Raw genomic sequence first — 17,251 nt, forward strand, 5'->3', positions numbered from 1 at the left:
CTACGATCGTGTGACGGCTGGGCCGGGGCGGGCCGGCGCGGTCCCGGCCACGGCTCCCGCTCCCGCGCCGGCCGCTGTATCCGCGCCCGCTCCGGTTCCGGCTTCCGCTCCGGCTTCGGCTTCGGCTTCCGCGAGTCGCGCCAGTGCGTCCGTCTGGGCGGCGACGGTGGTCGCCTCGAACAGCAGACGGAGAGGTACGTCCATCCCGAACAGGTCCCGCAGCCGCGCCGCCAGCCGCGTGGCGAGCAGGGAGTGGCCGCCGAGATCGAAGAACTCCTGCCGCACTCCCACCCGCTCGACCCCGAGCACCGCGGCCCACGCCCCGGCGACGGCTTCCTCGATCTCGTCGCGCGGCGCCACGAACTCCTCGTCCTCCGGCTGGGGATCCGGCAGTGGCAGCGCCTTGCGGTCCACTTTCTCGCTCGCCCCGAGCGGCAGTTCGCCGAGGAACACGAACGCCGCGGGCACCATGTACTCGGGGAGGCGGTCACGCAGAAAGGCGCGCAGCTCGGCACCGGTCAGGCGGGCCGATCCGGCCGATCCGGCCGCGTCGGCCGGGTCCGGACGGGGCACCGCGTAACCGATCAGCCGGCGCCCGCCGTCCGGCAGGCTGTGGACCGCCACGGCGGCCGCCCGCACGGCCGGATGCCGGGCCAGGTGCGCCTCGACCTCCCCGAGTTCGACCCTGAATCCGCGGATCTTGACCTGTGCGTCCACCCGGCCGAGGAACTCGAGGGCACCGTCGGCGCGCCGGCGGGCCAGGTCCCCGGTCCGGTAGAGCCGCTCGCCGGCCCCACCGCCGTACGGATCGGGTACGAACCGGTCGGCGGTGGCGCGCGGTCGGCGCAGATAGCCCCGGCCGAGCCGGGGGCCGCCGAGGAACACCTCACCGGCCACCCCGAGGGGGACCGGCTCCATCCGCCCGTCCAGTACGTACACCCGCGCTCCGGGCAGCGGACGGCCCAGCGGAACGCCCTTGTCCGGGGAACCGGTGGCGTGCGGACCGGCTTCGCCCACCTGCTGGGTCAGCGCCGCGACGGTGGCCTCGGTCGCTCCGTAGAGGGTGACGAATCCGGCGTCCAGCCCGGTGGCGAACCAGCGCCGGGCGTCCTCGTGGGTGATCACGTCACCGGCGACGACCATGTTCCGCAGGGTGCCCAGCCGGGGGTCGCGGTGCGTGACCTCGGCCACCAGCTCGCGGTAGTAGTGCGGGACGACGGCCAGTTGCGTGGCCGCGGTCCGCTCGATCAGCGCGGGCAGTTCGGCGGGGGGCACCAGGCCGGGACCGGCGACCACCACCGTGGCCCCGAGCAGCAGCGGTGCCAGCATCTGCTCCAGGGCCGGGTCGAAGTACAGCGGCGCGAGGAACACCACCCGGTCGTCGGACCGGTAGCCGAGCCCGGTGGCCATGGCCCGCACGTGGTGGGTGAGCGCCCGGTGCGTGATCATGACGGCCTTCGGGCGGCCCGTCGAACCGGAGGTGTGGACGACATACGCCAGCCGGCCGGGATCGCCCGGCGGCAGCTCGACGGGCGGAACCTGGTCCGGTGTGTCCACCAGCACCGCCGGTACGGGCAGCTCTCCCAGGCCGGACAGCGTCCCGCTGTCCGTGAGCACGGCCGACGGCCGAAGCTCCTCCAGCAGCGACGCCAGGCGCCCGGCCGGCTGCGCGGGATCCAGCGGCGCGAACACCCCGCCGGCCAGGAAGACCGCCAGCAGGGCCGTGACGGCTGCCGCCGACCGGTCCAGCAGGACGGCCACCGGGGCTTCGGGCCGGCTGCCCGCGGCGACCAGCCGCCGTGCCAGCGCGTCCGCGCGTGCGGCGAGTTCGGCGTAGGTGAGGTGTTCGCCGTCGCCGGCCACCGCGAGGGCCCGGGGGGTGCGGGCGGTCTGGGCGGCGAACGCCTCGTGAGCACACTCCGGTTCGAGGCGCGTGGACGACGTGTGCGGGGTGCGCGGTGGATTCCAGCCGTGGAGCAGCCGCTCGCGTTCGTCACGGTCCAGCACGGGCAGCCGGCTCAGCGGCCGGCGGGCCCCGGCCGCCATCGCCGCGGCGAGCGCCCGGAAGTGGCGGGCGATCCGGCGCACGGTGGCCTCGGCGAACAACTCCGTGGCGTACTGAAGCTCCATTGCGTACCCGCCGTCGGGACGGACGGTGAGGAGGACGGTCAGGTCGAACTTGGCGCCGGTGTGGTCCGTTTCGAAGGGCTGGACGTCGACGCCGGTCAGCGTCAGGGGCCGGGGCGCCGCCTCCCGTACCCCGAAGGTGACGTCGACCAGCGGCGACCGCGCGAGGTCACGGCGCGGAGCCAGCTCGTCCACCAGCCGGTCGAAGGGGAGCCGGTCATGGCCGAACGCGTCGAGGACGCGGTTCCGTACCCGGCTGATCAGCCGCTCCGGCGTCGGGTCGTCCGAGAGGTCGGCCCGCAGGACGAGGGTGTTGACGAAACACCCCACGACGTCCTCCAGTTCCGGGTGGTCACGTCCGGCGACCACGGTGCCGACGGCCAGGTCGGTCGCACCGGTGTAGCGCCCCAGCAGCGCGTAGAAGACGCTCAGGAAGGTCATGAACGAGGTGGCACCCCGCTCCCGGCCCAGGCGCAGCAGCGGCCGTGCCACCTCGGCGGGCAGCACCTCGCGCACGACGCCGCCGTCCCCGTCCCGCACGGCCGGCCTCGGCCGGTCGGTGGGCAGGTCCAGGGGCCGCACCCCGCTCAGCCGCTCACGCCAGTACCCGAGATCGGCGTCCAGGGCGGGGCCGGACAGCCGGGCGCGCTGCCAGGCGGCGTAATCCGCGTACCTCAGGAGGGACGGCCGCGGCGCCGGTGGCCGCCCGGCGGCACGGGCGCGGTAGAGCCGCGACAGCTCGGTGGCGAGTATGTCCTCGGTCCAGTCGTCCGTGAGGATGTGGTGCATCAGCAGGACGAAGACGTGGTCGCGCGCGCCGACACGGATCAGGTGCGGGGCGAACGGCGCTCCCGCGGACAGATCGAACGGGCGCCGGGCCAGCGACCGGATCAGGTGCCGCACGCGCGCCTCGCTCCGCTCCCGGCCTGCGCCCCGGGGTGGGCCGGCGATGTCGGTGACCGGCAGCGGGACCGGCTCCGCGGGGGACACGACCTGGCGCGGAGCACCGTCCGGACCGGTCACGTAGCGGGTGCGGAGGATCTCGTGGCGCGCCACCAGGTCGTCCACGGCGGCGCCCAGGGCATCGGTGTCCAGTGGTCCGCGCAGGCGGAACGCCCAGGTCACCTGGTATTCGGCGGCACCCGGGCTGAGCCGGTCGAGAAACCACAGCCGCTGCTGGGTGAAGGACAGGGCCCCGGGGGACCGTTCCTCGTCGGAGGGCACCTCGATACGGCCGCCGGTCTCGTCCGCGGTGAGGTGCGACAGCCGCTCGGCCAGCGCCGCCACGGTGCGCGCTTCGAACACCGTCCGTACGGACACGGGGACGCCCAGGGCGGCGCGGAGCCGCCCCGCGAGGCGGATCGCGAGCAGGGAATGACCACCCAGCTCGAAGAAGTCCTCCTCGGCACCGACCGTCTCCGTCCGGAGTCCGAGCACCTCGGCCATGAGCTCGGCGACCAGCTTCTCCTCGGGGGTGTCCGGCGCGACTGTTCCGGTGGCGCGGACGGCACCGGGCTCCGGGAGGGCGGTCCTGTCGGTCTTGCCGCTGCTGGTCGTCGGGAGCGCGTCCAGCGTCATGAGGACGGACGGCACATAGGCGTCCGGGAGCCGGTCCAGCAGGTACGCGCGCAGCTCCCGGGACGTGGGCGGCGTCCGGTGCGCGGGCGGCTCGGCGGACGGCCCGGGGCGTGGCTCGGCACGCGGTACCACGTACCCGACGAGCCAGGGACGGCCGTCCGGTCCCGGGCGGGGGACGACCACGGCCGCCGCCACGGCGGGATGGCGGGCCAGTACGGCTTCCACCTCACCCGGTTCGACCCTGATACCGCGGATCTTCACCTGGTGGTCCATCCGGCCCGCGAACTCCAGCACGCCGTCCTCGCGGCGGCGCACCCGGTCGCCGGTCCGGTACGCGCGGGCGCCGGGCGGACCGTACGGGTCCGGGACGAACCGGTCGGCGGTCAGCCGGGGGCTGCCGAGGTAGCCGCGGGCCAGGCCCGCCCCGGCCACGTGCAGTTCGCCGGCGGCCGCGCGCGTGCCGTCCGGCGCGAGGACCTCCGCCCGCGTGCGGTCCAGCGGCCGGCCGATGGGCACGGTGCCGGTGCCCGGGCCGTCGAACTCCCACGAGGTGACGTCGATCGAGCACTCGGTCGGACCGTAGGTGTTGACCAGGGTGGCGGGAAGCCGTGTGGTCAGCCGGACGGCCAGCTCGTCGGAGAGCGGTTCGCCGGCGGAGAAGAGCAGCCGCAGCGAGGTGCAGTCCGCCAGGCCGGGCTCGTCGGTGAGTGCGCTGAGGAACGTCGGAACCCCTTGCAGCACGGTGATCCGCTCCCGTGCCAGCACCTCGGCCGTGAGCGCGGGATCCCGCTCGGTGCCGTCGGGCGCGAGCACCACCGTTCCGCCGCTGACGAGCGGCCCGAAGAACTCCCAGACCGAGGCGTCGAAGGTGACGGACGTCTTCTGGAGCATCCGGTCGGCGGCTGTGAACGCGTAGCGGCCGACGGCCCAGCGGACCCGGTTGCCGATTCCCCGGTGCACCACCGCCACCCCCTTGGGGCGCCCGGTCGAGCCGGAGGTGTACATGACGTAGGCAAGGCCGTCCGGATCGATCGCACCCGCCACGGGTGTGGCCGGCCGGGTGTCGATCGCGGCTCGCGCGGCGGTGAGCCGCAGCACCGGCACCTCGGGACGGACGACCGGCGGCTCGGTGTCCACCAGCAGCAGGCGCGCGCCCGCGTCCTTGAGCATCCATGCCAGTCGTTGGGCCGGATGGGCGGGGTCCAACGGCATGAACGCGCCGCCTGCCCGCAGGACTCCGAGCAGCGCCACCACCAGGCGGGGGCGCCGCGGCAGGCAGATGGCCACGACATCGTCGCGGCGCACCCCGCGGGCGCGCAGCTCGTGAGCCAGCCGGTTGGCCGCCCGGTCCAGTTCCCGGTAGGTCAGCGCGCCCTCGGGCGACTCGACCGCCGGGGCGTCGGGGGTCAGCGCCGCCTGACGGGCCACCAGTTCGGGCAGGCCGGCGTCCGGGCTCGGGGGGTGGTTCATGGTCACCTCGGCTCGATCAGTCGATCAGTCGATCGTCAGCCGGTCCGGCCGGCCATCCGCTCGCGCAGGCTGAGCGGCCGCATGTCGGTCCAGACCCGCTCGATGTGGTCAAGGCACTCCTCGCGGGAGCCGGACGTTCCCTCGGCCCGCCATCCCGCGGGGATCTCCCGGTCGGCGAACCAGACCGAGTACTGCTCCTCGTGGTTGACCACCACGAGATACCGGTCGTCTGTGGACATGCTGTTCCCTTCATGCGTCGGGTCCGTGGGGTCCGTGGGTTCCATCGGGTTTCTGGGTTCCATCGGGGTCCGTGGGTTCCGTCGGGTCCGGCTGGTACGGCTGGTCCGTCGGGGTGTCCGACGCGTCCGGTCCGACGCGGCCGTCGACGGATCAGCACGTCGCCTTCTCCTTCCAGAGGTGCCGGATGTCGCCGAACTGTTCGTTCACCCAGGTGTCGGAGTAGATGGTGTCCAGGTATCGCTCACCCCGGTCGGGCAGCAGCAGGACACAGTTGGCGCCCGCCGGCAGTGCGCCGAGTCTCTGCTCCACGGCGCTGACCACCGCGCCGGAAGACCCTCCGCTGAGGATCGCCTCCGTACCCACCAGGCGGCGGCAGCCGACCACACAGTCCTGATCGGTCATCCGTGCCACCGAGTCCGCCATGCCGTCGAAATGGAGTTCCGGACGGATGGCCGCGCCATGGCCGGGAACAAGCCGCCGGCAGCCCGTTTCGCCGAAGATGGCGCTGCCCTCGGCGTCCACCGCGACGATACGGGTGGAAAGCCCGCCGCGCGCGATGAATTGCGCACACCCGTGAATGGTGCCGCAGGTGCCGGTGGCGACGAACAGATAGTCCACTTCCCCGTCGAGCTGCTCGACTATCTCCCGCATGATGGCTTCCTGGGCCCGGGCATTGCGAACATTGGCGTACTGGTTGGGCCAGAAGACATGCGGAAGGCGCTGCCGGAGCTGGTGCACCCGCTGGATCCTCGCGGGCAGGAATTCGCCCGTCTCGCCGTCGCGTTCGGTGACCATGCTCAGCTCCGCGCCGTAGGCCCGGAGGATTTTCTGGTTCTGCACGGTCGTCTTCGGGTCCACGACGCAGATGAAACGGATTCCGTACAGCCGGCAGACCTGGGCCAGACCGATCCCGAGGTTTCCCGAACTCGACTCGACCACGACGGACAGACCAGGTGTCAGCTCCCCGCTCTCGATGGCTCCGAGCACCATCCCGATGGCCGCCCTGTCCTTGACGCTGCCACCCGGGTTCAGCGCCTCCAGTTTCGCGTAGAACCTGGCGGCCGAAAAGGGGAAAAGCCGCTTGAGCGGCACCAGCGGGGTGGCTCCGACAGCCGAGAGGACACTGTCATGCCTACCACTGCTCCCGGCATCCGGATTCTTCACCATGTCGGCCTCTCCTCATCAGGCTGAAGCTGCCTCGCCGGGCGCGGCGGCCGGTTTCTCCGGTGCCGGAGAAACCGCCCCGTCCCGCTCGGCCGCGAGGCGCAGCAATCGGTCCACGAGCCCTTCGAGTTGGTTCTTCTGTTCCGCGATGGCGAGCACGTGCTCCGCCATGTCCGCGAAGGTCGTGCCCCGGAAGTACCCCAGGTCCTCCAGCAGCATCACCTCGGTCGACTTCTCCAGCTCCAGCATCAGCTGGACCGAGGAGAAGGAATCGAGATCGGTGAGCAGGTTCGGCCGCGGCACTCCGGGCTGCTCCCCGCAGATCATGTACGCGGTGTCCCGTACGAGTTCGGTCAGCGCGCCGACCGCCACCGGATCCCTGCCCGTGGCCACTGTCCTGTCCGACATGATTGCCGCTCACACTCCTTTTCCGTATCCCGATTATTTCGGCCTTCGCGGTCCGGTAATCCGAACACCCGGCGGGGAACGCGGCCACCGGCCGATCACCCGACAAGGCGTTCATCGTTTCCACAGCGGGACACCGCTGTCCAGTCGGATGTCCCGCTGGCGGGACGGGGGCGAAGCCGCCGCGGCGGCGCCCGTACAAGGCACTTGACGCCCCGTGAGCCGCATTACTACTTTCCTCGAAGTTATTCGCCGATTTGCCGCACCGGAGAAGTCGCCCGGAAATGAGGACCGTCCATCATGCTGTATCCGCACACCGAGTCCCGGCAGGTCGTACTGCGCCCCGCCGGTACGTCCGACGCGCCGGACGCCTACGAGATCCTGTTCCGGACCGGTTACCGCGGGCTGCCGACGATCGACGAGTACGTGGCCTCCTTCGGGCGCGGGGCGTCCGCCGTGTTCCTCGTGGACCCGGCGGGCGGTGGCGAACCGGCCGGCCTCGCCACCATCTCCGCCCTGAATCCGGCCGGTCATCTGACGGTCGAGGTCACCATGGCCGACGGCCGGCCCGACGAGTCGCTACGGGACGCGACCGCCCTGTGCACCAATTTCGCGTTCTCGATGTGGCGGACGCGGAAGGTGTACTTTCACACCACTCGGACGAGCGCCCGGGCACTGGCCTTCGGCGACGAGTATTCCGCCATGATCCGCGAGGAGGCGGTACTGCGGGACTACGTGTTCTTTCACGGCCGGACCTGGGACGTGAACGTTCTCTCCATCCGGCGGGAAGAATGGGATGAACAGGGCGTCGAACTCCTGAAGCTGATCACCTGAACCAAGGCCCCACACCCTCCTGGAGGTGACGCGCCATGCCCCTTTCCGTATGGGGTTATCTGTCCGAGTACGAAAAAGAACGGAACGACATTCTCGAAGCCGTCGACTCGGTGTTCCGTTCCGGGCAGCTGATTCTCGGCGACAGCGTGAGGTCTTTCGAGCGCGAATTCGCCGCGTACCACGGAGTGCCGCACTGCGTCGGGGTCGACAACGGCACCAACGCCCTTGTGCTGGGCTTGCGCGCGCTCGGGATCGGCCCGGGCGACGAGGTCGTCACCGTCTCGAACACGGCGGCACCGACGGTGGTGGCGATCGAGGCCGTCGGCGCGCGGGCGGTGTTCGTCGACGTCCACCGCGACACGTACCTGATGGACGTGGGCCAGGTGGAGGCGGCGATCACCCCGAGGACCGCATGCCTGCTGCCGGTCCATCTGTACGGCCAGTGCGTGGACATGGAACCGCTCATGGCCATCGCCGCGCGGCACGGCCTCCCCGTCCTCGAGGACTGCGCACAGGCCCACGGCGCCACCTATCGGGGACGCGTCGCGGGCTCCATGGGCCGGGCGGCGGCGTTCTCCTTCTACCCCACCAAGGTGCTCGGCGCCTACGGCGACGGCGGTGCCACGCTCAGCGGCGACGCCGAGGTCGACGCGCGCCTGCGACGGCTGCGGTACTACGGCATGGAGGACACCTACTACGTCGTCGAGACACCTGGCCACAACAGCCGGCTCGACGAGGTGCAGGCGGAGATCCTGCGCCGCAAGCTGACCCGCCTCGACGACTACACAGCCAGGCGCCGCGCCATCGCGGCACGCTACGCCGAGGCGTTCAGCGGCACCGCGCTGCTCACCCCGCGGGTGGCGCCGGGCAACACGCACGTCTATTACGTGTACGTCGTACGGCACCCCGAGCGGGACGCGATCATCGCCGCGCTGAAGCGGCAGGACATCCTGCTGAACATCAGCTACCCGTGGCCGGTGCACATCCAGTCCGGATTCGCCCATCTCGGCTACGGCGAGGGCGCGTTGCCGGTCACCGAGGAACTGGCCGGCCAGATCTTCTCGCTGCCCATGTACCCCTCCCTCACCGATGCCGAGCAGGAGCGGGTCATCGACGCGATACACGGCGTGCTGGCCGAGCTCTGACCACAGGAGGACTGATCGTGAGAGACCGACTCATGACCGCACCGCCTCGGGACGCGAACGGGACACGGGCGGCCGGGCGGCACTCGGCCGTGTCGCTGGACGCGTTCCACCAGTGGTGGGCCGACCGTCACCGCGACGGCCGCTTCCACGTCGAGCGGATCCCGTTCGCGGATCTCGACTCCTGGTCCTTCGAGAGCGACACCGGGAACCTGGCGCACTCCAGCGGCCGGTTCTTCACCGTCGAAGGGCTCCAGGTCCGGGACAACCTCCTGGAGACATGGTCTCAACCGATCATCAACCAGCCGGAGATCGGCATCCTCGGCATCGTCGTCAAGGAGTTCGACGGCGTCCTGCACTGCCTGATGCAGGCCAAGATGGAACCGGGCAACGTCAACACGCTCCAGCTGTCGCCCACCGTGCAGGCGACCCGCAGCAACTACACCCAGGTCCACCGTGGCATGTCCACGCGTTACCTGGAGTACTTCATCGGCCCCGGCCGGGGCCAGATCCTGGTGGACGTCCTCCAGTCCGAGCAGGGCGCCTGGTTCTGGCGCAAGCGCAACCGCAACATGGTGGTCCTGGTGACCGAGGACATCCCCGTGCACGACGACTACCACTGGCTGACCGTGGAACAGATCCGCGAGCTGAACCATGTCGACAATCTCGTCAACATGGACGCCCGCACCGTGCTGTCCTGCATGCCCCTCCCGCTGCCGGACGAGTCGCACCTGCCGACCGGGGACCCCTTCCGTGACGCGCTGATCCGCTCCTGCCAGTACCAGCAGGACGGGGTCGAGACCCGGCACACCTCGGGGGAGGTCCTGAGCTGGTTCACCGAGGCCAAGACCCGCTGCCACTGGACGGCGCGGCTGACACCGCTGGCGAAGATCAGCGGCTGGAACCGGGACGGGAGCGAGATCGCCGACGAGCACGGCCGGCATTTCCGGATCGTCGCGGTGGAGGTGGAGGCCGGCACCCGCGAGGTCCAGCGCTGGACCCAGCCCCTGCTCCTTCCCCGTGGTCAGGGAAGGGCGGTCTTCATGGTCCGCAACGTGGCCGGCGTGCTCCACGTACTGGTGCAGGCCCGTCCCGAGTACGGCCTGATGGACCAGGTCGAGATGGCGCCCACCGTCCACCTTCTGCCGGGTACGGAGGTTTCGGCCGTGGCGGAGCCCTTCCTGCGTGACGTACTGACCTCCCGGACGGCGAAGGTCCACTACGACCAGGTGCTCTCCGAGGAGGGCGGACGGTTCCTCAACGCGCTCACCCGCTACCAGATCACCGAGGTGGGCGAGGAAGTCCCGCTCGAGACGCCCCGCAACTACTGCTGGATGACGATCCGACAGCTGATGGATCTGCTCCGGCACGGCCACTACCTGAACATCGAGGCACGTTCCCTGCTGACCTGCCTGCACAGCCTGTACTGACCTGTGCGGCCCAGCCATCACCGGAAGTCCGGTCGGACATGAACACGGATATGAGCATGGACATGAGCGCGGACACGAGCACGGACATGTCGGCGGTGCGCATCGACGGTCTGTCGCTGCCGAACGCCTGTCGGATCACCCCGGTACGCCATGCCGACCGGCGGGGGTTCTTCTACGAGGCGTTCCGCAGCGACGCGATCACCGAGGCCATCGGCTACCCGTTCCGCGTCCGCCAGTTCCACTGCTCCGTGAGCCGGCGCGGCACCATCCGCGGCATTCACGGCACCCTGCTGCCGCCCGGCCAGGAGAAGCTGGTGACCTGTGTGCGCGGCGAGATCATGGACGTGGCGGTGGACCTCCGGCTGGGGTCACCGACCTTCGGCAGGTACGAGATGCTCCACCAGGTCGCCGGCAACGGAGTCTCCCTCTACCTCGCCGACGGTTTCGGCCACGCGTTCCTCGCCCTGACGGACGACGCCTGTGTCACCTTCCTCTGCTCCGAGGAGTACAGGCATGGAACGATGCTGCACGTCAACGCGCTGGACCCGGACATCGCCATCCCCTGGGACCTGACCGGGGCGCCGGTCATGTCGGACAAGGACGCCGCGGCGCCCACCCTGGCGCAAGCGGCGGACAGGGGGCTGCTGCCCAGCTACGAGGAGTGCCTCGCGCACTACGAGGCCCGGCGGCACCAGGCCGCCTAGGCCGTGTTCCAGAAGTCCCGCGACCGGCGCCCGGGCCCAGGAACCACACGCACCCCACCGCCGCCCCACCCTGCACCGAGCGGAGTCGACTGCCGATATGAGCGCTGAAGAGACCGACCGACTGCGCATGGGGGTGCTGGGCTGCGCCGACATCGCCTGGCGGCGGACGCTGCCGGCCCTGGTCGCCGACGCGACGATCGAGGTCACCGCGATCGCCAGCCGGAGCCCGCGGCGCGCCACCGAGTTCACCGACCGCTTCGGCGGTCTCCCGCTGGCCGGGTACGACACACTCCTCGCCCGGGACGACGTGGACGCGGTCTACATCCCGCTTCCCGGACTGCTGCACGCCGCCTGGGTGGAGCGCGCCCTGGAGGCGGGCAAGCACGTACTGGTCGAGAAGCCGATGACCGCGAGCCATGCCGAGACCGCCCGGCTCATCGAGCTCGCCCGGGCACGAGGGCTGGTGCTGCTGGAGAACTACATGTTCCTGCACCACTCCCAGCACACGGCCGTACGGGACGTCCTGGCGCGCGGGGACATCGGCGAGGTCCGGGGCTTCGCCAGCGATTTCACCATCCCGCCCAAGCCGGACGGCGACATCCGCTACCAGCCGGAGGCCGGCGGGGGAGCCTTCCTCGACTTCGGTGGCTACCCCGTCCGCGCGGCCCTGCACTTCCTCGGCGGTGAACTCGACGTCGTCGGCGCCGTCCTCCGCCACGACAGCTCCCGGGACGTGGTGGTGTCGGGCAGTGTGCTGCTGTGCACGCCCCAGGGCGTTCCGGCACAGCTCACCTTCGGCATGGAGCACTCGTACCGGACCAGCTACGAATTCCGGGGGAGTACGGGACGGCTCTTCCTCGACCGCGCCTTCACACCGCCGGAGACCTACCAGCCGGTGCTGCGCATCGAGAGCCAGGACCACCGCGAGGAACGTGTCCTGCCCGCCGACCATCAGTTCGCCAACGTCATCGCGTTCTTCGCCGATGCCGTACGCGGCGGAACCGAGCCGCGTGTCCAGCAGGGGAACACACTGAAACAGGCGTGGCTGATCGAGCGCATCCAGCAGGCCGCCACCGTCGTCAAGGTCTGACCCGGCGGCGGACGGCCGCGCCACCGGGTCGGGCCCCCGCGTCGGGCCCCTCGGCAGAGCCTCCTCGTCAGGGGGTCCACTCCGCCAGCTCGCGCGGCGAGAGCACGGTCAGCCCGGACTCGTCGGCGGGGATCCGGCCGAGCACCCAGCCGACGATCGCCGAGGCCACCTGGGCGGTCGGCACGGTGCCCCGGCCGCCCAGCGGGCCGTTCGACAGATCGGTCCACATCCTGGGAGCCCTCGCCAGCAGCACCCGTACTCCGTGCCGGGCGGCGCAGAACCTGCCCAGTGCCTCGACGGCCGTCTTCCCCACGTAGTACTGGGGATAGCGGGCGGGCATGTCCTCCACGGCTCCCGAGGACAGCAGGACGACCCAGGCGTCCTTCTTGAGCAGCGGCAGCGCGGCCGCCAGCGGCCGCAGTGCCACCGTCAGGCTGGTGTCGACGAACGCGACGAAGCTGTCCACGGTGTCGACGTGCAGGTCGGACGGCAGTACGGCCGGGCCCGCGCTGAGCACCAGCCCGTCGAGCCGGACCCCGTCCTCGGCCAGGGCCGCCATCCCGGCGCTCGTACGCTCATGGTCCTGGGCGTCCAGCAGCAGTGGACGCACCCGGTCGTCCCCGAACTCCTCGCGCAGCGCCTCGGCCGGGCCGTGAGCCCGCTGGGTGGCCCAGACACGCGCGCCCTGCGAGGCGAGCACCGAGACGACCGCCGCGCCGATGCCCCTGCCGCCGCCGACCGCGAGGACTCGCTGTCCGGCCAGTCGGCCGCCGGCCGGCAGGACGCTCGTCGCCGAGGCCCGGTCCGGAGCGGGGACGGCGCGCCGCTGGAACGTACGCAGCTCCATGTCGAGCCCGCGCCCGGCGCCCGCGCAGTCCGCCCGCACCACCACGGTGCCGCTGCGGGGATCGGCCGTGGTCACCGTGGCGGTGAAGCGCGGGTCGTGGTCCGACTCCCGGTCACCCACGCGCACCCGCAGACCGGCGAAGATCAGGTCCCGGCCCGGCACCCGCATTCCGGTGAACCAGCTGGCCCAGCCGAGCGCGCCGAGCAGCGCGTCCGGGACGGCACGGGCGCCGAGCCGATCGGCCAGCGCGCGCAACCCCTCGGGGGCGGGCAGGCCGTACGCCCCGTGCCGGCTCTCGCCCGGCACGCGGTCCCCGGAAGGCTCCGGCTCCGCCGGGGCCGGCCGCTTTCCCGGTACGACGGCGTTCTCCAGCCCGTCACCGCCGAGCACATCGCAGTGCAGGACCGGCGTGGTGCCCTCGCGGACCACCACGGCGACCCCGCCGTCCTCCCGCTCGGAGACGGCGGCCCGGTACGTACGGCCGGGAAAGAGCGGGCCGGAGAACCGGGCGCCGAGCCCGGAGGCGGTGCGCAGCCGCTCGGCCGGCACCGCCGCCAGCGCGGCGATCACGGCCAGCGCGCCGGGCACTTCGCAGGCGCCGCTGGAGGTACGCCGTGCGAAAGCGGGATCACCGTACTGCGGATTGCGGTCACCGGATGCCGCGGCGAAATCCGCCACGTCGTCCTGGGTGAGGCAGTGCGTCAATTCGTCCAGCAATGCCTTTCTCCTTTTCCTCGCCCGGCGCCGTGCCGGACAATATCGTATTGACCGGCCGGTGCGGTGGACCGGTCAATTCCCAAGGATTATGCTCCCCGCAGCGGATGCCCGAACCCCGGCGCAGCTGAACTCAGCGAGGTTTTTCATGTTCACCGAAGACCATGCGGATGTTTTCGAAAGTATCTACCGCAGCCGTGGCAAGGACTGGCGGCAGGAGGCGAAGGACGTCTCCGCGCAGATTCTCGCCCGAGCCCCCGGGGCGACCTCACTGCTGGACGTGGCCTGCGGGACCGGGGCTCATCTCGCCGCCTTCCACGAGGACTTCCCGCACGCCGAGGGGGTCGAACTGGCGGAGCCCATGCTGGCGGTGGCCAGGAAGCGGCTCGCCGGTGTGCCGCTCCACCGGGGAGACATGCGCGCCTTCCGGCTGGGCCGCGCCTTTGACGCCGTGGTGTGCATGTTCTGCTCCATCGGCTACCTCGACAACGTGTCCCAGATGCGGGAAGCGATACGCTGCATGGCCGGTCATGTCGCCCCCGGTGGTGTTCTTGTCGTCGAGCCGTGGTGGTTTCCCGAGCAATTCATCGACGGCTATGTCGCGGGGGATCTGAGTCGCGAAAAGGGCCGTACCATCACCCGGGTCTCGCATTCCGTCCGGCAGGGCGACAAAACTCGGATGGAGCTGCGGTACGTGATCGGCGAGGCGAGTGGTATCACCGAGTTCACCGAAATCGAACTGCTCAGCCTGTGGCGCAAGGACGAGTACCTCGCCGCCTTCGCCGACGCCGGCTGCCCCGCCGAATTCCTCGAATCCGGTCCGACCGGCCGCGGTCTGTTCATCGGCGTTCGGAAGCGCTGACCCGCACGGGCCGTCCCGCCGGCGAGACGCCACCCGACAGGAGAGAGATGCGCGTCCTGTTCGCCACGTATTCCGAGACAACCCATTTCCATGCCATGGTCCCGCTGGCGTGGGCGCTCGCCGCCGCCGGGCACGAGGTGCGCGTGGCCAGCCAGCCCGCTCTGACCGAGGTGATCACCCGGACCGGACTGACCGCGGTCCCGGTGGGCACCGACCACACCCTCTGGCGGATCTCGGACCGGTTCCTCACCCGGCGGTTCGCCGAGGTGAACCCCATGGCCCACCAGAGGATCCGAGGGGTGGATCTGCCCCCTTTCGCCCGGTCGGAGGAGTCGGCCGAGAGCACCGGCTGGGACTATCTGCGCTCCGGCTACGAAGACATCCTGCGCAGCTGGTACAAGATCATCAACGATCCGCTGACCGAGGACCTGGTCGGCTTCGCCCGGCAGTGGCGGCCGGATCTGGTGATCTGGGAGCCGACCACGCACGGTGGGCCGATCGCGGCCGAGGCCGTGGGCGCGGCACACGGCCGCCTGCTGTGGTCCCTGGACATCTTCGCCAGGACCCGGCAGAAGTTCCTCCGGCTCCGGGAGCGGCAGCCGCCCGGACAGCGCCAGGACCCGCTCGGCGAGTGGGTGGGCGGCCAGGCCGACGCGTACGGGGTCGAGTTCTCCGAGTCGTTGATCACCGGTCAGTTCACCCTCGACCAGTACCCCGCCCCCTTGCGGCTGGACACCGACGTGCACCACGTCCCGATGAGATACGTGCCCTACAACGGCACGTCGGTGATCCCACGATGGCTGAGGGAGCCACCGGCCCGGCCACGGGTCTGCCTGACCCTCGGCCTGTTCAGCACGGACCGGTTCGGCGGCTACCCGATCAGTGTGCAGGACGTCCTCGACTCGGTCGCCGACCTCGACATCGAACTCGTCGGCACGCTCGCCGAGGCGGAGCGGCGCAAACTGGTCCGCGTACCGGACAACGCCCGGCTGGTGGAGTTCGTGCCCCTGCAGGCGCTGGCGCCCACCTGTGCCGCGGCCATTCACCACGGCGGCTTCGGCACCACCAACACCGTCGCGGCGGCCGCCGTACCCCAACTGGTGATCTCCGAGCAGCACGACACCCCGATGCTCGGCCGGCGGCTGCGGGCGTACGGGGCCGGACTGACCGAGTTCTACACGGACATCACCGGCGAGCGGGTCCGCGCGCACCTGGTACGGCTGCTCGAAGAGCCGTCCTTCGCCGCCGCCGCCGCTTCGCTGCGGGAGGACATGCTCGGCATGCCCACTCCCCGGGAACTGGTGCCGGTCCTTGAGAAGCTGACCGCCGACCACCGCACACGGCCCACCACGTCCCGAGGAGCGACATGCGCGTCATCATCGCCGGCGGCGGTATCGCCGGCCTGGCCACGGCCCTGAGCCTGCACGCCGCCGGCGTCGAATCCATCACGGTCACCGAGGCGGCCGACGAGATCAGACCGCTCGGCGTGGGCATCAACCTGCTGCCGCACGCCGTTCGCGAACTCACCGAACTCGGCCTCGCCGAGGAACTGGCCGCCATCGCGGTCCCGACCAGGGAACTGGCGTACTTCAACCACCTCGGCCAGCTGATCTGGTCCGAACCGCGTGGTCTCGCCATGGGCTACCAGTGGCCGCAGTACTCGGTCCACCGCGGCCGGCTGCAACTGCTGCTGCTCAGAGCCGTGACCGAACGCCTCGGCCCCGACGCGATACGGACCGGGCACCGGCTGACCGGCTTCACCACGGCCAGCGCCTCCCCTTCGGCGGATGTGACGGCCCACTACGGACCGACCGGGACCGGCGGGACGACGACCGAGATCACGGGCGATCTCCTGATCGGCGCCGACGGCATCAGGTCAACGGTCCGCGCCCGCCTGTACCCGGCGGAGCCCGCGCCGCTGTGGAACGGGCTGGTGCTGTGGCGCGGTACGACCCGGGCCCGCCCCTTCCGCGGCGACCGCTCGATGATCATGGCCGGTGACGACACGCAGAAGTTCGTCGCCTACCCGATCACCGCCCCGGACGCCGACGGGAAGGTCGAGATCAACTGGATCGCGGAACGCCCCGTGCGGCGCGCGGCCGGCGATCGGGGGGACTGGACCCGCCCCGTCCACGTGGCCGAGTTCCTGCCCCACTTCGAGGACTGGCGGTTCGACTGGCTGGACGTGGCCGGGACCATCCGGCGGGCGACGGCCGCGTACGAGTACCCCATGGTGGACCGGGACCCCCTGCCGCGCTGGACCCATGGGCGGGTGACGCTGGTCGGCGACGCCGCCCATCCCATGTACCCCATCGGCTCGAACGGCGCCTCGCAGGCGATCCTCGACGCCCGGGTGCTCAGCGACGCCCTCGCCAGAACGGGCGAGCCGGGCCCGGCGTGCGAGGCGTACGAGGCCGAACGCAGGCCCGCGACGAGCGCGATCACTCTGGCGAACCGGCAGATGGGCCCCGAACTCGTCCTGAAGCGCGCCCACGAGAGGGCACCCGAGGGCTTCACGGACATCGAGCGGGTACTGCCGCTGGCCGAACGGGAGGAGATCGCCGCCCGGTACAAGCGGCTGGCGGGGTTCGACCCGGTGCTGCTGAACCAACGGCGCAGCTACGACGCCACGCTGTCCACGTGA

13 protein-coding genes are annotated in these 17,251 nt (G+C 71.1%); 8 read left to right on the top strand and 5 right to left on the bottom strand.

Annotated features, from left to right (window positions below; genetic code table 11):
* The 4 genes from ACU6P3_RS22435 to ACU6P3_RS22450 form a co-directional block, all read right to left on the bottom strand.
* On the bottom strand, positions 1-5,175 hold the full coding sequence (locus ACU6P3_RS22435; RefSeq protein WP_447193837.1) for a non-ribosomal peptide synthetase: 5,175 nt from the start codon (positions 5,173-5,175) through the stop codon (positions 1-3).
* Positions 5,176-5,210: 35 nt separating this feature from the next.
* Positions 5,211-5,414 carry an MbtH family protein gene (locus ACU6P3_RS22440; RefSeq protein ID WP_344270122.1) on the bottom strand — a complete coding sequence of 68 codons (204 nt, stop codon included), beginning with the start codon at positions 5,412-5,414 and terminating at the stop codon, positions 5,211-5,213.
* 151 nt (positions 5,415-5,565) lie between these two features.
* Positions 5,566-6,582: a 2,3-diaminopropionate biosynthesis protein SbnA gene (sbnA, locus tag ACU6P3_RS22445; protein WP_447193838.1), complete on the bottom strand. Its 1,017-nt coding sequence runs from the start codon at positions 6,580-6,582 to the stop codon at positions 5,566-5,568.
* A gap of 15 nt (positions 6,583-6,597) precedes the next feature.
* A complete protein-coding gene (locus ACU6P3_RS22450; protein ID WP_344270126.1) occupies positions 6,598-6,987 on the bottom strand; it encodes a hypothetical protein in 390 nt (129 codons plus the stop codon).
* Between the two features lie 297 nt (positions 6,988-7,284).
* On the opposite strand from ACU6P3_RS22450, the gene ACU6P3_RS22455 reads away from it, so the two are divergent.
* The 5 genes from ACU6P3_RS22455 (at position 7,285) to ACU6P3_RS22475 (ending at position 12,184) form a co-directional block, all read left to right on the top strand.
* The gene (locus tag ACU6P3_RS22455; protein ID WP_447193839.1) at positions 7,285-7,818 is read left to right on the top strand and encodes a GNAT family N-acetyltransferase; all 534 of its coding nucleotides are present in this window, start codon (positions 7,285-7,287) and stop codon (positions 7,816-7,818) included.
* Between the two features lie 35 nt (positions 7,819-7,853).
* Positions 7,854-8,963, top strand: a complete 1,110-nt coding sequence (locus ACU6P3_RS22460; RefSeq protein WP_447193840.1) for a DegT/DnrJ/EryC1/StrS family aminotransferase — start codon at positions 7,854-7,856, stop codon at positions 8,961-8,963.
* A gap of 32 nt (positions 8,964-8,995) precedes the next feature.
* A complete protein-coding gene (locus tag ACU6P3_RS22465) occupies positions 8,996-10,390 on the top strand; it encodes an NDP-hexose 2,3-dehydratase family protein (RefSeq protein WP_447193841.1) in 1,395 nt (464 codons plus the stop codon).
* A gap of 62 nt (positions 10,391-10,452) precedes the next feature.
* Positions 10,453-11,094, top strand: a complete 642-nt coding sequence (locus ACU6P3_RS22470; protein ID WP_447193842.1) for a dTDP-4-dehydrorhamnose 3,5-epimerase family protein — start codon at positions 10,453-10,455, stop codon at positions 11,092-11,094.
* Between the two features lie 97 nt (positions 11,095-11,191).
* A complete protein-coding gene (locus tag ACU6P3_RS22475; protein ID WP_447193843.1) occupies positions 11,192-12,184 on the top strand; it encodes a Gfo/Idh/MocA family protein in 993 nt (330 codons plus the stop codon).
* A 67-nt stretch (positions 12,185-12,251) separates the two neighbouring features.
* Here ACU6P3_RS22475 and ACU6P3_RS22480 read toward each other — a convergent pair whose 3' ends face one another.
* Entirely contained in the window at positions 12,252-13,748 is a 1,497-nt protein-coding gene (locus ACU6P3_RS22480) for an SDR family oxidoreductase (protein ID WP_447193844.1), read from the bottom strand.
* Between the two features lie 145 nt (positions 13,749-13,893).
* Here ACU6P3_RS22480 and ACU6P3_RS22485 point away from each other — a divergent pair, with 145 nt between their 5' ends.
* Genes ACU6P3_RS22485 through ACU6P3_RS22495 form a run of 3 tightly spaced genes read left to right on the top strand, consistent with a single transcriptional unit; the run spans position 13,894 to position 17,251 of the window.
* Positions 13,894-14,607 carry a class I SAM-dependent methyltransferase gene (locus ACU6P3_RS22485; protein WP_447193845.1) on the top strand — a complete coding sequence of 238 codons (714 nt, stop codon included), beginning with the start codon at positions 13,894-13,896 and terminating at the stop codon, positions 14,605-14,607.
* A 47-nt stretch (positions 14,608-14,654) separates the two neighbouring features.
* The gene (locus tag ACU6P3_RS22490; RefSeq protein ID WP_447193846.1) at positions 14,655-16,025 is read left to right on the top strand and encodes an activator-dependent family glycosyltransferase; all 1,371 of its coding nucleotides are present in this window, start codon (positions 14,655-14,657) and stop codon (positions 16,023-16,025) included.
* Entirely contained in the window at positions 15,974-17,251 is a 1,278-nt protein-coding gene (locus tag ACU6P3_RS22495; RefSeq protein WP_447193847.1) for a flavin-dependent oxidoreductase, read from the top strand. The genes ACU6P3_RS22490 and ACU6P3_RS22495 overlap by 52 nt, the downstream gene beginning before the upstream one ends.

The sequence above is a fragment of the Streptomyces hebeiensis genome (assembly GCF_052983195.1).

Bases quoted from the DNA above. Each gene is read 5' to 3' on its own strand.
- ACU6P3_RS22435 (WP_447193837.1), bottom strand. From the start codon at position 5,175: ATGAACCACCCCCCGAGCCCGGACGCCGGCCTGCCCGAACTGGTGGCC.
- ACU6P3_RS22440 (WP_344270122.1), bottom strand. From the start codon at position 5,414: ATGTCCACAGACGACCGGTATCTCGTGGTGGTCAACCACGAGGAGCAG.
- sbnA (WP_447193838.1), bottom strand. From the start codon at position 6,582: ATGGTGAAGAATCCGGATGCCGGGAGCAGTGGTAGGCATGACAGTGTC.
- ACU6P3_RS22450 (WP_344270126.1), bottom strand. From the start codon at position 6,987: ATGTCGGACAGGACAGTGGCCACGGGCAGGGATCCGGTGGCGGTCGGC.
- ACU6P3_RS22455 (WP_447193839.1), top strand. From the start codon at position 7,285: ATGCTGTATCCGCACACCGAGTCCCGGCAGGTCGTACTGCGCCCCGCC.
- ACU6P3_RS22460 (WP_447193840.1), top strand. From the start codon at position 7,854: ATGCCCCTTTCCGTATGGGGTTATCTGTCCGAGTACGAAAAAGAACGG.
- ACU6P3_RS22465 (WP_447193841.1), top strand. From the start codon at position 8,996: ATGACCGCACCGCCTCGGGACGCGAACGGGACACGGGCGGCCGGGCGG.
- ACU6P3_RS22470 (WP_447193842.1), top strand. From the start codon at position 10,453: ATGAGCGCGGACACGAGCACGGACATGTCGGCGGTGCGCATCGACGGT.
- ACU6P3_RS22475 (WP_447193843.1), top strand. From the start codon at position 11,192: ATGAGCGCTGAAGAGACCGACCGACTGCGCATGGGGGTGCTGGGCTGC.
- ACU6P3_RS22485 (WP_447193845.1), top strand. From the start codon at position 13,894: ATGTTCACCGAAGACCATGCGGATGTTTTCGAAAGTATCTACCGCAGC.
- ACU6P3_RS22490 (WP_447193846.1), top strand. From the start codon at position 14,655: ATGCGCGTCCTGTTCGCCACGTATTCCGAGACAACCCATTTCCATGCC.
- ACU6P3_RS22495 (WP_447193847.1), top strand. From the start codon at position 15,974: ATGCGCGTCATCATCGCCGGCGGCGGTATCGCCGGCCTGGCCACGGCC.